This window comes from Maridesulfovibrio bastinii DSM 16055, assembly GCF_000429985.1.
GTDB lineage: Bacteria > Desulfobacterota > Desulfovibrionia > Desulfovibrionales > Desulfovibrionaceae > Maridesulfovibrio > Maridesulfovibrio bastinii.
The window spans coordinates 215,520-229,955 of record NZ_AUCX01000006.1 but is presented as its reverse complement, the minus strand read 5'-3'; the positions used below and the strand labels follow the sequence as shown (position 1 = coordinate 229,955).

General features: G+C 44.8%; 10 protein-coding genes. 4 read left to right on the top strand and 6 right to left on the bottom strand.

What is annotated here, in order from left to right:
- Positions 1 to 51 precede the first annotated feature (51 nt).
- Both G496_RS0102075 and G496_RS0102070 read right to left on the bottom strand, forming a co-directional pair.
- On the bottom strand, positions 52 to 1,386 hold the full coding sequence (locus tag G496_RS0102075; RefSeq protein ID WP_027177813.1) for a sensor histidine kinase: 1,335 nt from the start codon (positions 1,384 to 1,386) through the stop codon (positions 52 to 54).
- Positions 1,386 to 2,075, bottom strand: a complete 690-nt coding sequence (locus G496_RS0102070; RefSeq protein WP_027177812.1) for a response regulator transcription factor — start codon at positions 2,073 to 2,075, stop codon at positions 1,386 to 1,388. The genes G496_RS0102075 and G496_RS0102070 overlap by 1 nt, the downstream gene beginning before the upstream one ends.
- A 192-nt stretch (positions 2,076 to 2,267) precedes the next feature.
- On the opposite strand from G496_RS0102070, the gene G496_RS0102065 reads away from it, so the two are divergent.
- The 4 genes from G496_RS0102065 (at position 2,268) to G496_RS0102050 (ending at position 8,866) form a co-directional block, all read left to right on the top strand.
- On the top strand, positions 2,268 to 3,449 hold the full coding sequence (locus tag G496_RS0102065) for an efflux RND transporter periplasmic adaptor subunit (RefSeq protein ID WP_027177811.1): 1,182 nt from the start codon (positions 2,268 to 2,270) through the stop codon (positions 3,447 to 3,449).
- A gap of 2 nt (positions 3,450 to 3,451) precedes the next feature.
- Positions 3,452 to 5,395: a MacB family efflux pump subunit gene (locus G496_RS0102060; protein WP_027177810.1), complete on the top strand. Its 1,944-nt coding sequence runs from the start codon at positions 3,452 to 3,454 to the stop codon at positions 5,393 to 5,395.
- Positions 5,396 to 5,405: 10 nt separating this feature from the next.
- A complete protein-coding gene (locus G496_RS18535; RefSeq protein WP_084407461.1) occupies positions 5,406 to 6,869 on the top strand; it encodes a TolC family protein in 1,464 nt (487 codons plus the stop codon).
- 230 nt (positions 6,870 to 7,099) lie between these two features.
- Positions 7,100 to 8,866, top strand: a complete 1,767-nt coding sequence (locus G496_RS0102050; RefSeq protein ID WP_027177809.1) for a BACON domain-containing protein — start codon at positions 7,100 to 7,102, stop codon at positions 8,864 to 8,866.
- A 138-nt stretch (positions 8,867 to 9,004) separates the two neighbouring features.
- Here the strand turns inward: G496_RS0102050 and G496_RS0102045 are convergent, their stop codons facing one another.
- The 4 genes from G496_RS0102045 to G496_RS20310 all read right to left on the bottom strand — a co-directional run bounded on the left by G496_RS0102045 (position 9,005) and on the right by G496_RS20310 (position 14,436).
- The gene (locus tag G496_RS0102045) at positions 9,005 to 10,294 is read right to left on the bottom strand and encodes a TRAP transporter large permease (protein WP_027177808.1); all 1,290 of its coding nucleotides are present in this window, start codon (positions 10,292 to 10,294) and stop codon (positions 9,005 to 9,007) included.
- A gap of 1 nt (position 10,295) precedes the next feature.
- Positions 10,296 to 10,778: a TRAP transporter small permease gene (locus tag G496_RS20315; RefSeq protein ID WP_051294769.1), complete on the bottom strand. Its 483-nt coding sequence runs from the start codon at positions 10,776 to 10,778 to the stop codon at positions 10,296 to 10,298.
- A gap of 105 nt (positions 10,779 to 10,883) precedes the next feature.
- On the bottom strand, positions 10,884 to 11,957 hold the full coding sequence (locus tag G496_RS0102035; RefSeq protein ID WP_027177807.1) for a DctP family TRAP transporter solute-binding subunit: 1,074 nt from the start codon (positions 11,955 to 11,957) through the stop codon (positions 10,884 to 10,886).
- A 511-nt stretch (positions 11,958 to 12,468) separates the two neighbouring features.
- A complete protein-coding gene (locus G496_RS20310; RefSeq protein WP_051294768.1) occupies positions 12,469 to 14,436 on the bottom strand; it encodes a response regulator in 1,968 nt (655 codons plus the stop codon).

Here is a 14,436-nt window from a genome sequence, read left to right as displayed (position 1 = left end):
ACAAATTGCGATGAATAACATCTTGAAATATTTATATAAAAAATAAATATTTTATTGCTGTTCTTCTTCCGGTTCCACTGCCAGAGTCATGGTAATTGTCAATCCGGAACCGTTATCTGTACTTGCATTAATTGTTCCATTATGTGCGGTTACAGCCCTTTTTGCTATGGAAAGTCCTAATCCGGAGCCATGTGATTTATTCTGCCCCAGCCTGACAAAAGGTTCAAAAATTTCTTCGCTGGAATCTGCCGGAATTCCGGGACCGTGATCACTGATTTTAATCGAGCACCGACTGGATGTTTTATCAATTTCAAGCGCAACATCAACTGATGTTCCGCTGGGAGTATGCCTTATGGCGTTTCTGATGACATTCTCCAAAGCCCTTCGCATAAGCTCCGCATCCCCTTTTATTGTGACATTTTCATTTGCCAGCGGGGCTGAGAAATTTATTTCAATTCCATCCTGAGCTGCTTCAAATCTGGAGTTGTTGACTATGATTTTGATAAGTTCTTCAAGATCGAAGTATTCATCAAGGGGGCGGTTTTCATATTCCGCTCTGGAGAGGGTCAGCAGTTCACCTACAAGATCATCCATGCGGGATGATTCTTTTTCGATTCTATCCAGCAGAACCGGGGTGCGCGCCGGAGACTGCCGTGCCAGTCCGATGGCAATATGCTGCCGTGCCAGTGGTGACCGCAGTTCATGAGAAACATCATGCAGAAGACGTTCTCTTGATTTAACTATGGATTCCATGCGGCAGGCCATTTTATCAAAATCTCTGGCAAGGTCGGCTATTTCATCACGGCGGCGACCCATCAGGCTTCCCAGTCTTATATCAAGAACTCCCTCGGCTAGTTTTTCAAAGCCCATACGCAGCCGCCATACCGGAGCTGTAAGATACCACGCCAGCAATGAGCTGAACAGCAGGCCTCCTAAAAGTCCAAGTATTGCCAATTCCGGCGGAATATTAAAGGGACCGGGCTTGTGGTGGGGTACAAGTTCGGTTGTATCGTAATTTAATCGAATTTGTGATCCGTTGCTGCGTGTGGCAGTGGTGTGATAAATCTGTCCTGTATTTGAAATGGACTGATTGTGTGCTTGAGAAATTTCAGTTTTGCCGGAAGATTCAAGATCAAAGCTCAGCCGTGCCGCATCAGATTCCGGCCAGGAGTCACGCAACAGCTTAAGACCTTTTATTCCTCCGAGAATGAATGCACTTCTGGCGGAGTTCAACTGGACATCTGCCACGGAGCGTTGAATTTTTATTTCCCAAGGTCTCGGGTGCTGTGAGTCGTTTATGGAAAAAATTATCCACACTCCTTCAACTATACAGATAAAGGTCAGCCAGAAGCTGAACAGTATTTTCCAGAATAATCTGATGCGCATTATAAATGTATCCTGTAGCCGATGCCGCGGATAGTTTCGATTTTAATATTATCCCCGAGTACTTTCTGGAGTTTCTGCCTGAGGTGGCTCATGTGGACATCTATACTGCGGTCGTATGGTTCTCTCGGTCTGCCGAGAACTTTTTCAGACAGTTCGTCCTTCGTTACCACTCTGTCCTGTAGGTGCAGCAGCATTTCAAGGCAGTTAAATTCGGATACGGTGAGTTCTACCGGGGTATTCCCCCATTGAACTTTACGTCTTGGAATATTCAGTTTCAACTTATCAAGTTTGAGTTCTTCCTTATTCCAAAGGTCCGCATTCTGACTTGTGCGGCGCATCACGGCATGGAGTCTGGCTACAAGCTCCCGTGGATAGCAGGGTTTGGGCATATAATCATCCGCCCCCATTTCAAGGCCGAGAACCCGGTCAATCTGATCCCCTTTAGCCGTAAGCATAATAACAGGAATTCTGCTGGATCTTCTGATTCTGTTCAGGACTTCAACTCCGTCCCTGTCAGGCAGCATAATATCCAGGATAACAACATCATAAGACCCTGTCAGAGCTTCTTCAGTTCCTTTTATGCCTGTATGAACAACATTGACGGAAAATCCTTCTGCCTCAAGATATTCAGTCAGCAGATTACCGAGATCAATATCGTCATCCACAATTAGAATTCGGGTGTTTTTCATAGCTGTCTTTTATACTAATTTTTAAGTTAACCGTAGCTTGTTTAAGCTTCCTTTACACTCTCTTTACACTTTACTTCCCATTAATTAACCCCCGCGGGCAATTTATTAAGGTATCTTTTAACTGTCGATAACGGGGAATACCTACCCATTTTTGTCCCCCTGATTCAGTCTGCGGGACGCTGGAGAATATATATGAAATTATTTTGGAAAATAGTCATACCGATTGTACTTGTCTGTGCCGGGGCAGCCGTTAAAATTTTTATGTTTCCCGCAGAGCGGGAGATTCAGTTTATTACCCAGAAGGTTGCCAGAGGCAATATTACCGAAACGGTTCTGGCAACAGGAACTCTTGAAGCTTTTAAACAGGTCAGTGTCGGAGCTCAGGCTTCAGGCCGGGTGGAATCTCTTAAAGTCAGCCTTGGAGAGAAAGTTGAGAAAGGTCAGCTTATTGCGGAAATTGATTCCAAATCACAGCGAAACGCCCTGCGTATAGCTGAGGCTAATCTTGCTGATATAAAGGCTCAGCTGGAAGCCAAACAGGCTACATTCAAACAGGCTGAATCAGAATATAAAAGACAGAAGGGAATGCTTAAGGCCCGGGCAACATCCACACAGGACTATGAAAGCGCTCTAGCCTCATACGCCGAAACAAAGGCTGATATCGCTTCGCTTAAAGCGCAGATTGTTGCCGCTGAAATTGATGTGGATACCGCAAGGGTCGATCTTGGCTATACCTCCATTACTGCCCCGATGTCTGGTGTGGTTGTAGCGATTGTGACTAAAGAAGGGCAGACGGTCAACGCGGCGCAATCCACTCCGACCATCGTCAAACTGGCTCAAATGGACACCATGACCGTTAAAGCGGAAGTTTCGGAAGCTGATGTGGTTAACGTGCATTCAGGGCAGAAAGTTTATTTCAATATTCTTGGTGAACCTGATCACAACTACACGGCATCGCTCAGAAGCATAGAACCGGCACCTGATTCTATTGAAGATGAAGATACAGACTCTGTAAGCTCGGATGATGAAGCCATCTACTATAACGCTTTATTCGATGTTCCCAACCCTGAACAAAAACTCCGAATAGCAATGACTGCTGAAGTTACCATTGTTCTTGATGAAGCTGACAATACTCTCACCATTCCAGAAGCTGCTTTAGGTGAAAAGGATGCTGAGGGTCTTTTTTCGGTGAATGTTCTCGGTGAGGATAACCGGATTGAGGAGCGAAAAATTAAAACCGGACTGACGGATTCTGTGAATGTACAGGTCGTTTCAGGTTTAAATGAAGGTGAGCGTGTAATTCTGGGGCAGGCTGATGCTGCTGCGGTTATCGCTAAAGAAAAAAGTCGTCATCATCCTCCCATGGGAATTTAAGTATGCCGTTATTACAGGTTGAAAATTTACGAAAGGAATACCCCGCCGGCGAGGGCATGATGGCTGTTCTCAACGATGTGAATTTAAGCATTGAAGCCGGAGAAATGGTCGCCATTGTCGGATCATCAGGGTCAGGTAAATCCACCCTGATGAATATTCTGGGATGCCTTGATCAGCCAACGAGTGGTTCATACCGGATATCCGGCAGTGATGTCAGCGAATTTGATGCTGATGAGCTTGCCCGGCTGAGGCGGGAATATTTCGGTTTTATTTTTCAGCGTTATCATTTGCTATCATCACTAACAGCTTTGGAAAATGTCGAAATCCCGGCCGTATATGCCGGTATGAAACAAAAAGAACGGCGTGAAAGAGCCGGAGAGATCCTTGGCAGGCTAGGTCTTGGTGAAAGGGTGGAGCATCGACCGGGGCAGCTTTCCGGTGGTCAGCAGCAGCGGGTCAGCATTTCCAGAGCATTGATGAACGGCGGGCAGGTTATTCTTGCTGATGAACCAACCGGTGCCTTGGACAGTAGAAGCGGTCAGGACACAATGGAGCTACTGACCGAGTTGAATGCTGAAGGGCATACGGTTGTGGTGGTAACCCATGATATGGAAGTGGCTGCTTATGCCGGGCGTATAATCGAGATTAAAGATGGTGAAATAATTTCTGACAGCAGAAATTCATCTTCACCGGTATCTGCCTCCGGGAATAAAAAATATTCAGGAGGCCGATCTGCCGCATGGGCATGGTTTGACCGCAACAATGAGTTGCTGAGAATGGCTGTTTCCGCAATGGCCGCGCATAAACTGCGTACTTTCCTGACCATGCTGGGAATAATTATAGGCATTGCCTCAGTTGTTTCTGTTGTCGCTCTGGGGCAGGGCTCGCAGCAGCGGGTGCTTCAAAATATCAGCTCCATGGGAACGAATGTCATAAACGTTTTTCCCGGAGAAGGTTTCGGTGACCGCAGATCAGCTAATATTCACACCCTGTTACCTGCGGATGCGGAGGTCCTTGCCCGTCAATCCTATGTGGATAGCGTCACCCCCAAACTTTCAACCACGGTTGAACTTCGCTACCGAAATATTGATGTCTCGGCATCTGTAAACGGGGTCGGGAGTAAGTTTTTCAGGGTTTACGGTTATAAGATGTCTGCCGGAGCTGCATTCAGCAACAGTATGGTCAGAAAAATTAATCAGGTGGCTGTCATTGACGGCAACACCAGCACGCGGCTTTTTGCTTCGCCTTCAGCCGCTTTGGGCCGGGTTATCATTCTTGGCAGTGTTCCATGCAGAATTATAGGAGTGACTCAGAAAAAGGAAGCCATGTTCGGCAATAGTGACAGCCTGAATATCTGGGTTCCTTACACCACGGCAATGCATCGCATAATGGGGCAGTCCTACCTTGGAAATATAACTGTCCGCGTTAAAGACGGTGCTCCAATGCAGGCCGCTGAAAACGGTATACGCAAGCTGCTTTTAAGACGCCATAGAATGAAGGATTTTTTTATAATGAATACGGATACCATCCGAAAAACCATTGAAAGCACTACGAAAACCATGACCATGCTTATCTCAGCAATTGCAGTCATTTCTCTGGTGGTAGGAGGAATAGGGGTGATGAACATCATGCTTGTTTCAGTTACCGAACGTACATCTGAAATCGGTGTCCGTATGGCTGTAGGTGCCAGACGTGGAGATATTCTAAGCCAGTTTTTGATTGAGGCTGTCCTTGTCTGCCTTCTTGGTGGACTGCTTGGTATTATGCTGGCTTTTTCAATCGGTTTTCTGCTTTCATACAGCGGCAGCGGTTTCAGCATGGTTTATTCTCCGGCATCGATGATACTTGCATTCATCTGTTCAACATTTATCGGTGTTGTTTTTGGTTTTCTGCCTGCGCGAAATGCTGCACGGCTTAATCCTGTTGATGCTCTTGTCCGTGAATAGAGGTTAATTAATGCGTAACTTTTTAATATATATTGTGTTGCTGCCGTTTGTTCTTGGTGGTTGCGGATCATTTCTAAAGTCGGAGTTTAAATCTCCGGAAGTAACTTATCCCGCACATTGGAGTGAATTTGGAAACGGAACCACTGTGAATGTCACTGCGGCTGCAAAATGGCCTGACGCTTTCAACGATCCCGAGCTTTCAAGACTTGTGCAGCTTGCTCTTGAAAGAAATAATGACCTTGCTGCGGTAGCATACAAGGTTCGTGAAGCAAGACTTGAGGCTGGTATTGCTTTTAATGATCTTCTTCCGCAGCCTTCAGCAGGGCTGACGGGATCAAATAAAAAGGTTTTTGACAGGCATGACTGGCAGAATACTTATTCCGCGTCTCTTGATGTGAGCTATGAAGCTGACCTGTGGGGAAAACTCTCACGGGCTAATGATGCTGCAACATGGGAAGCTGTGGCTACAGATGAAGACCGCTTGAGTACGGCTCTTTCAATTGTCAGCACGACCATGCAGCTTTACTGGGAAATAGCTTATGACAATGTCCGCATCGAACTTAGCCGTAATAATATTGAATCATCCAAAGAAACCCTGAAACTTATTCTTGCTCAGGAGAGTTACGGTGCTGTTTCCGAGCTGGATGTCAGCCAGTCCAGACAGGACCTTGCCAGTTTAAAAGCTGAGTACTGCACTATTAAACAGTCCAGACAGGAAGCTTTAAGCTCGCTTGCAGTTCTTTTTGATCTGCCTCCGGGAAAAGTTATGGCTGACCCGAAGAACCTGATTGACCTCAATATGCCGGAAATACCGGCAGGCCTTCCTGTGGAAATTTTGAGCCGCAGGCCGGATTTGAAAGCCGCGGAATTGCGGCTCAGAAAGCTTCTGGCAAATACCGATGCTGCCAAAGCTGGATTTTATCCGACACTGTCACTTACCGGAAGTCTTGGAAGCTCAAGTACAGAACTGGCAAACCTGCTTGATAATCCTTTTGCGACGATAGCCTCCAGCATAACATTCCCGTTTCTCAACTGGCATAAACTGAGCCTCCAGCTGGATGAATCAAAGGCTGAATATGAGGAAGCCGTTATCAATTTCAGGCAGACTCTTTATGAAGCTATGAAGGAAGTTGAAGACGCTCTCTCGAACAGAACAAATCTTATGGCACAGGGCCGTCATCTGGCCCAAAGCTATAACTCCGCTAAAAATGTGGAGCATATATACGAGGTTCGTTACAGATCCGGTGCCGGAACTCTTAAAGACTGGCTTGATGCTCAGGATACCAGAAGGAGTGCGGAGCAGGCTCTTGCCGAAAACAGATACAATCTTCTCGTAAATTATGTGACTCTGTATAAAGCTCTGGGTGGTGAACCTTCTCAATATGCCGTCCCGATGAAAGATGTTGCCGGTAAGGAAAAGAAGGGAGACTCCGTTGACAGTGCTGCTGGAACTGCTGTCCATAAAAAATCCTGAAATGGGCAAGGTGGATTAGATAATTAGCTGGAGTTCAGCTGCCCGGTATAAATGCTCCTCTTGAATGTGGAGAACTCCGGGCATACCGGAGTACAGCTTAACTTTAGAATTACAGATTCAGCATAGTTCCGCATAAGAGTATGTCTTGTCATTAAAGCAGGGCATTATTGACAATACACATCATGCTAAATAGGTGTATGACAATTACTTCCAGAATATGGAGAGAAAAATTGTTATCCTACAGATCATGCCCGACTAAATGCGAATCCTTAATTTTTCTTATTCTGTTTCTTCTGCTGATTTCAAGCAGGTGTTTTGCTGCCTATGAGTATATGAAAATAGATGTTGGAGACCTCTATAAAAAATCCGGTGGTCCGGTGGATGTCTCCTATGTGCTGCTGGCAAACAGCGGACTCTGCAATACTCATGTGAAAGCTTTTCTGGATGGCGAAGAGATTTATGAAACTGTGCATAAAGCAGGAACCGGCAGCACCCAGTATTTTACTTTTACTGCTACCGGGGTAGGCCAGAAAACTCTTTCCATACGGCAGTATCAGAGCGGAGATGTTTTTTGTGTGGATTCTTCCGACTCTGTTACGCGCAGAAAAAGTTTTTATGTTGTAGACCCTGATAAATTCTCAATCTCGGTTAAGCCTGACAACTCCTCATGGTTTGATTATTCCAGCCCTCAGGGAACAATAATTATTAAAGCTTCTACACCATGGAAGATAGTTGCTCCGGACTGGGTTTACGGCGACAGATTTTCAATCCTTAAAACAACCGGTGAAGGGGATGCCCGGATACCGATCAGAATCAGCCGCAATACACTTTACGAACCAAGAAAGGGTGCGGTGTATTTATCTGTAAGCCCGGAAATAAAAGCAGATATTATTCAATATAATGAAGGTAATTCTCCCGGAAGCCATGTAGACTTAGCGCCATTTCTTAATATTCTGCTGCTCAATGGAAATCAGGTCTCATATGTGGAAAATGACAGTTATTACAAGCTGAAAGCGTTAACAGCTCAGGGCGATACGAATATTCTTGTTTTTAAAGGTTCAACCGGAGTGGATGGAGCTGTTGTCTCAAGAACAAAAGACGGGGCTGTTCTGACAACGAATTATTATCCCATGCCGGGAAGTACCAGAATTGCTATTACTGCCCGCAAAGGTGACAAAGGATTCTTTCTGGACTTTGCAAATACCAGCAATGTCATAGCAAAATTAGATAAGCTACAGGCTGGGGCTGATGATGCCAATAAAGAAATTCTATTGGATTTTATTAATACGTATTCCCCGGTGCAGCAATTAAACAGTGCGCTTGGCAGGCTTGAAGTCACATTGCCGAAAACTATGACTGCATATCTGTCTAAAACCTCATATGTCTCCAGAATTATGTCACAATTAAATTCCGGGCAGCTTGGAGTCATGGAGGATGACCCTGTAATAGGATGGTATTTTGATGATCCCGGTCCGGGCAGTGATTTCGAATATGTTCTGCCTTCGGAAAATAACGGGGGAACAGTCACAATATATAAGGACCCGGTTATCTTTGACGATTCTCTGACGAAAGTTACTTACAGGGAAGACAGTCAGGTTCAAAGCTACGAAACTAGTTTATTCCGGATTAATGACTTTGTAGACAGCCATGTCTTTTCAAAAGACGATCATTCCTCAGGAATCTATAACGTCTGTATTTCTAATCCATTTTATAAAATTAATGTTCTGCATAGAACTCCGCTGGATTATGAGCAGGAGCTTTATACCTATCTGCTCAGTTATACGGCTGACGGTAAGTGCAGTCTGAACCCGGACGCGGGATCACCCATTTATCTTTCGGCAGAGAATATGAATTATAAGGTAGACGTAGTTTATGGGCCTGAACCGCCTGACAGGGCGCAGTATTCATGTCTGGGAAGTATTGATGAATCAGGTTTGACTTTTGGTGACAGTGGATTCAGCCTGAAAAGAATCTGGATAGGGGTTTTGCCGCGCTGATTTTTAAGTCTGGAGAAATTAACTAAATGTAATTGTTAAATTTTAATTGATATTATTGCAGGATATTTTGTTTTCATGAGTCCTGAGCTTAATAAATAACCCCCATCCCGTTTGTCGAACGGGATGGGGGTTTCTCAGTTACGGATGATAGAGTCCGGCCCATTCAGGAAGGTAGAGAGATAGAGCCGGGATGAGGGATATTATTATCAATACTACAAAGTCCATCGCTACATAAGGTATGGCCTCTTTAGCAATTTCATCCACCTCGCACTCGGCAAGGTTGGCCGCAGTGAACAGGTTTACTCCCACAGGAGGTGTTGCCTGTCCAATGGCCAGAGCGGAGATGAAGATAACACCGTAGAATACCGGATCAACATGGAATGCTGAAAGTACCGGTATAAGGATGGGCATTACCAGATAGCAAATTGAGATAGCATCCAGCAGCATTCCCAGTGCAAACAGAAGGATGTTGACCAGAATGATCATCACCACTGCATTTGGTGAGATATTGATGATAAAATTAGCCAGAGTATCAATAACTCCGGTGACGGAAGCCGCCCAGGTGAAAATGCCGGCAAAAGCGACAATGAACATAATTACGGAGCTGGTAACAGCTGAGTCGACAAGAATTTCCATCAGGTCGCGCCATTTTATGGAGTGGTAGATAACCACAGCAACGAATAGACTGTAGAAAACCGCAACAACTGCAGCTTCGGTCGGAGTGAAAATTCCTGTATAAATTCCCCCGAGGATTACTACAGGGGCAAGCAGAGCCCAGAAGGATTTTCTGAGGGCTGTCATCAGTTCTCTGCAAGATCCCCGGCAGCACAGGCCCTTGTAACCTCTGCGGCGTGAAATATACCAGGCCACAACCATGGTGGCCAATCCGGTCAGAATACCGGGAATGATTCCGGCAACGAAGAGGGCTGAAACTGATACGGAGGTGATGTTGCCGTATATAATGAATGCTATGGAAGGCGGGATAATTATCGAAAGATCGGAGGCATTGGCAATTGTCGCCCCTGCAAAAGCTCTTCCGTAGCCGTTTCTGAGCATTGGAGTCAAAAGAATCATGCCGACAGCAGCGGTTGTAGCCGGTCCTGATCCTGACATAGCTCCCCAGAACATGCAGGTCAGCACGGCAACAATTGAAAGTCCGCCTGTGGCTTCGCCCACCAGCAGTTCAAAAAAACTGGCGATATGGGCCGCAATTCCAGCCCGCTCCAGAATTACCCCGGCAAGGACAAAAAACGGGATAGCCAGCAGGGGGAAGGATGCAATGCCTGAGGCGAAGTTTACTCCGAGCATGTCTGCTCCGAGGTCGAAATACATTATTGTCGCCACCGCAGAAACTCCGAGTGAAGTCCCGATTGGTGCTCCAATTACCAGAAGTATTATAAATAATACCAGAATAAGCAGAAATTCCATTTTATCCTTCCTTATCCTGATCGGTCAGTCTTGTTTTAGCGTCCTGATAAATTCCTCTGAAAACGAACAGGGAAAAGACGGGCAGTCCGAGATAATATATCCAGACCGGAATATTGAGTGAAGCTGATCGCGCCTGAAATAATGTTATCTCGTCGTAGATGGCATCAATCATATACCAGTCGAGGACCGCAAACAGTCCGGCAGCAAGAAGGGAATATATAATTATGCAGGCAGACTGCATTTTTTTGGGAAACAGATTGAAAAATGTTACCATTCCCATGTGCCCGCCGCGTTCGAAGGCAATGCCGATACCGATGGTTGTCATCCATACAAACAGGTTGATGGTGAGTTCTTCAGTAGCTGCGAGGGAAAAATGGAATATGTACCTGCTCAGTACATTTAAAAATGCGATCACTACCATCGCGGCCATACAGATGGCGACCAGCCAGTGATCAAGGCGGTAACCGAATAAGAGCTTTTTCACAGAAATACTCCGCTGTTTGGATTTTCGTTTTTACGAAATCCCATGAGAGGACAGCCCCGGAATATTAATTCCGGGGCGTGCAGAAATCATTAAATGCAGTCGAAGCTAGTTGGCCATGTCGGCTTTTGCTTTTTCGTAAACGTCTTTTCCGATTCTCGGAATCCACTGTTCGTAGACAGGACGGGTAGCTTCGATGAATTCTTTTAGCTCTTCCGGTGATAGTTTATGGACTTCCATACCCTTGCTTTCGAGGAATTTTAGAGGTTCGGGTACTTCCATTGTGTAATTGAATTTTTCTTTCAGCACTTTGATGGCGGTTCCATCATCAATTCCGGCTCTGCACAGGGCTGTTTCCCATTCGCCGGCTTCTTTGGCTGCGGACATAATTTTGTCCTGAATATCTTTGGGGAAAGCTTTCCATTCCCTCTGGTTCCAATAGATAATAAGAGGATCAACCACGTAATTCCACATGGTTACGTACTTGTGGTACTGATAAATCTGGATGGGAACAAGAACGCCTACAGGATTTTCCTGTCCGTCCACAACTCCCTGCTGGAAGCCGGCGACAGCGTCACCCCAGTTCATATTAACCGGGTCAGCGCCAAGTTGACGGAAGGTGTCGATAAAGAGCGGGTTGCCCACAACTCTGATGCGCAATCCCTTCATATCGGCAGGTGTTTTGACCAGCACCTTAGAATTGGTAAGCTGGCGGAATCCGTTTTCAGCCCAGGCAAGCGGCTCAAGGCGTTTGGCTTCCATTGCTTTGAATACAGCTTTACCGGCTTCACCGTTCTTAACTTTATCGAGGTTTTCAAAACTGTTTAGAAAAAAGGGCAGGTGGAAGATATTGGCCTCTGGAATAACCGGACTGATATTTATGGTGGAGTCTATAGCGCAATCAATAACTCCCTTTGCAACCATCTGTGAGCTTTTAAGCTGTGCGCCTTTAAGAAGAGCGGAACCAAAATATGGTTTTACAATAATCTGTCCGTCAGTCTTTTCTTTGACCAGTTCAGCAAATTTAGCGGCACCCATGCCCCAGTATAGTTTGGGACCCACGGTAACCTGCATTTTATATTCTCTTTTAAATCTTGCGGCGTTTGCTGAAACCGCTGTCATCATGAAAATTGCTGCAACAAGAACTGCTGCTGTTTTTGAAAAAAGTTTGAAAGTAGACATCCAAATCTCCACATCCTGAGATTAAAGCCGTAAAACACCAACCGCAATCAGTTTTGTTTTGTCACGGGTAAAAGTGTCTCGGCAAAAGCTATATATAAAAGGAACCGCCGCAGCTTAATGGCAGAGATCATGTCTGTAGATTTATCTTCTAAGGCATGGGGCTGATAACTCCGGTTTGAACTATATGCCTGAGCATAATAACTGGAGATAGCCTTACTGGTCTGCGACATACCGGCTTGCTGGACTGGTTCCCGATTAGCAATTTGATGATTCAGCTCATGCTTCAGGTGATCAATAGGGACTATCTTTTTAATTTAATTAGATAAATTACGATACCCCACTTGCACGCACTGCTGCGTCAACAAATTTGCGGAATATCAGCACAGGTAAATTCAAAAGTCTAGGATTTTGAGGGCCTGATTTTAGGTAAAATCATTTATATGGCCGCCATTAAATGCTGCTGTCACGGCAAAAGATATTTTAAGGAGGAGAAATCATGATTTGAATCCGCTTATGGCAGATAATCTTTCAGAACCTCAATGAAATATTTCATATCTACAGGTTTGGGGATTATGTGGTTTATCCCTTTTTCTTTAAACAGTTTGTTTTCATGTTCCTGAACTCTGGCTGTCAGGGCGATGATGGGTATTTTGGAATTTTCTTCTCCGGCGAGATTGTTCCTGATAGCGATTGTGGTCTCAAGACCGTCCATTTTGGGCATCTGGATATCCATAAGTATCAGGTCGAATTTTTTTTCAGCAAGGGCTTCCAGAACCAGCAGTCCGTTTGAAACGACATGACTCTGCACCCCAATGCTATGCAGCATTTTTTTTATGAACAGTGAACTGATGTCGTCATCTTCAGCTACGAGCACAGTTCCTTTTATCTCAGGAAGATCAAGGTTAAATCTATTCTTTTTAATGCCTGCTTCTGTCTTGTCTTTTTTAAGCTCAATGTCGAAACTTACAGCAGTCCCGCGACCTTCAACGCTGGAGATGCAGATACTGCCATTCATCATTTTTATGATACGGCTGCATATTGAAAGCCCCAGCCCTGCCCCCTGCGTATTGCGAGCGTAACCATCCTCAAGCTGGGTAAATGGTTTGAACAGAACATTTAGTTTTTCAGCCGCAATTCCTATTCCGGTATCTTCCACTTCCACAATCAGTCTGATTTTATTTTTATTAAGATCAATGCCTGTAACTGTTACACTTATTTTTCCCTGAGCTGTAGATTTAATAGCATTACTTATAAGGTTGGTGACAATTTGAATTATTCTTGATGAGTCTCCAATCAGCTGCTCCGGAAGAGTGCTCTCAATATGGAAATCAAGATCAATAGGAAGGGTTTCAATTTTTGGAGTGAAAAGGTCTTTGACCTGATCAAATATGGAGACTGTTTTGAACGGAGCCTCTATAATTTTCAATTTTCCTGCTTCAACCATGGAAAGGTCAAGAATGTCGGAAAGCAGATTGTTAAGTCTTGCGGAGGCCTTAAGAGCCATGGTTGTATATTCGAGCTGTTCTTCATCCTGTTCAGTGGTTTGAAGAACCTGCATCATACCGATAATACCGTTAAGGGGAGTACGTATTTCGTGGCTCATATTGCCGAGAAATTCGCTTTTGGCTTTATTGGCGGCTTCGGCTTTTTGAAGGGCTTTTCTTAAAGATTCTTCACTTTTAATAAGCGCCTGCCGTGATTTAATATTTTCATCAACATCCCTTACAATAACCCACCAGACTTTGTGTCCACCTATGTTGACCAGTCTGTTTTTTATTTCTACGGCTATTTCTCTGCCGTTACTGTTTTTTACAACTGTTTCAAGAGGATAAACAGTGTCGTCCTCTTTTATCTGAAGACTTATGCTCTCATCATTTTCAGGCAGAAATGCTGACAGTTTTTTACCCAGAAGTTTTTCTTCCTGAGAGTCGAGCAGGTTGCAGCACTCCTCGTTAACTTCAAGAATAGTGGTCGATCCATCAGTTATGAAGATTGCATCTGTGGCATGCTTGAAAAGTTTTCGGTATTGTTTTTCAGCTAAGGAGAGCTTTTTTGAGAGGTCTTTTTTTTCATTACTCAAGGCCTGCTGGTAGCTGCGCATATCCAGACAGACTTTAATTTTGGCTATGAGTTCTTCCGAGTCTATGGGGCGTGAAATAAAATCGTGCGCACCGGCTTCGAGTGCTTTAATTCTGAACTCAGGGGTGGAGCTGTGCGATGTAATCAGCAGAACTGGTATGTCTGAAAATTCTTTTTTTGAATGAATAATTCTGCATAATTCCAGACCATCTGTCCCCGGCATCTGGACATCACTTATAACCAGATCCGTTTCAGGAGTTAAAAGGGATATTGCTTCCTCTGCTCCGGAGGCCGAAGACACTTCCATGTCTTCAAGGTATTCGGATAACAGTTCTTCAAGAATAAAAAGGTTGTCCTGCTTATCATCAACAATGATAAGATGTGATTTTTTATTCTTCAT

Coding starts and splice junctions, on each gene's coding strand:
- G496_RS0102075 (WP_027177813.1), bottom strand. CDS start 1,386: ATGCGCATCAGATTATTCTGGAAAATACTGTTCAGCTTCTGGCTGACC.
- G496_RS0102070 (WP_027177812.1), bottom strand. CDS start 2,075: ATGAAAAACACCCGAATTCTAATTGTGGATGACGATATTGATCTCGGT.
- G496_RS0102065 (WP_027177811.1), top strand. CDS start 2,268: ATGAAATTATTTTGGAAAATAGTCATACCGATTGTACTTGTCTGTGCC.
- G496_RS0102060 (WP_027177810.1), top strand. CDS start 3,452: ATGCCGTTATTACAGGTTGAAAATTTACGAAAGGAATACCCCGCCGGC.
- G496_RS18535 (WP_084407461.1), top strand. CDS start 5,406: ATGCGTAACTTTTTAATATATATTGTGTTGCTGCCGTTTGTTCTTGGT.
- G496_RS0102045 (WP_027177808.1), bottom strand. CDS start 10,294: ATGGAATTTCTGCTTATTCTGGTATTATTTATAATACTTCTGGTAATT.
- G496_RS0102035 (WP_027177807.1), bottom strand. CDS start 11,957: ATGTCTACTTTCAAACTTTTTTCAAAAACAGCAGCAGTTCTTGTTGCA.
- G496_RS20310 (WP_051294768.1), bottom strand. CDS start 14,436: ATGAAGAATAAAAAATCACATCTTATCATTGTTGATGATAAGCAGGAC.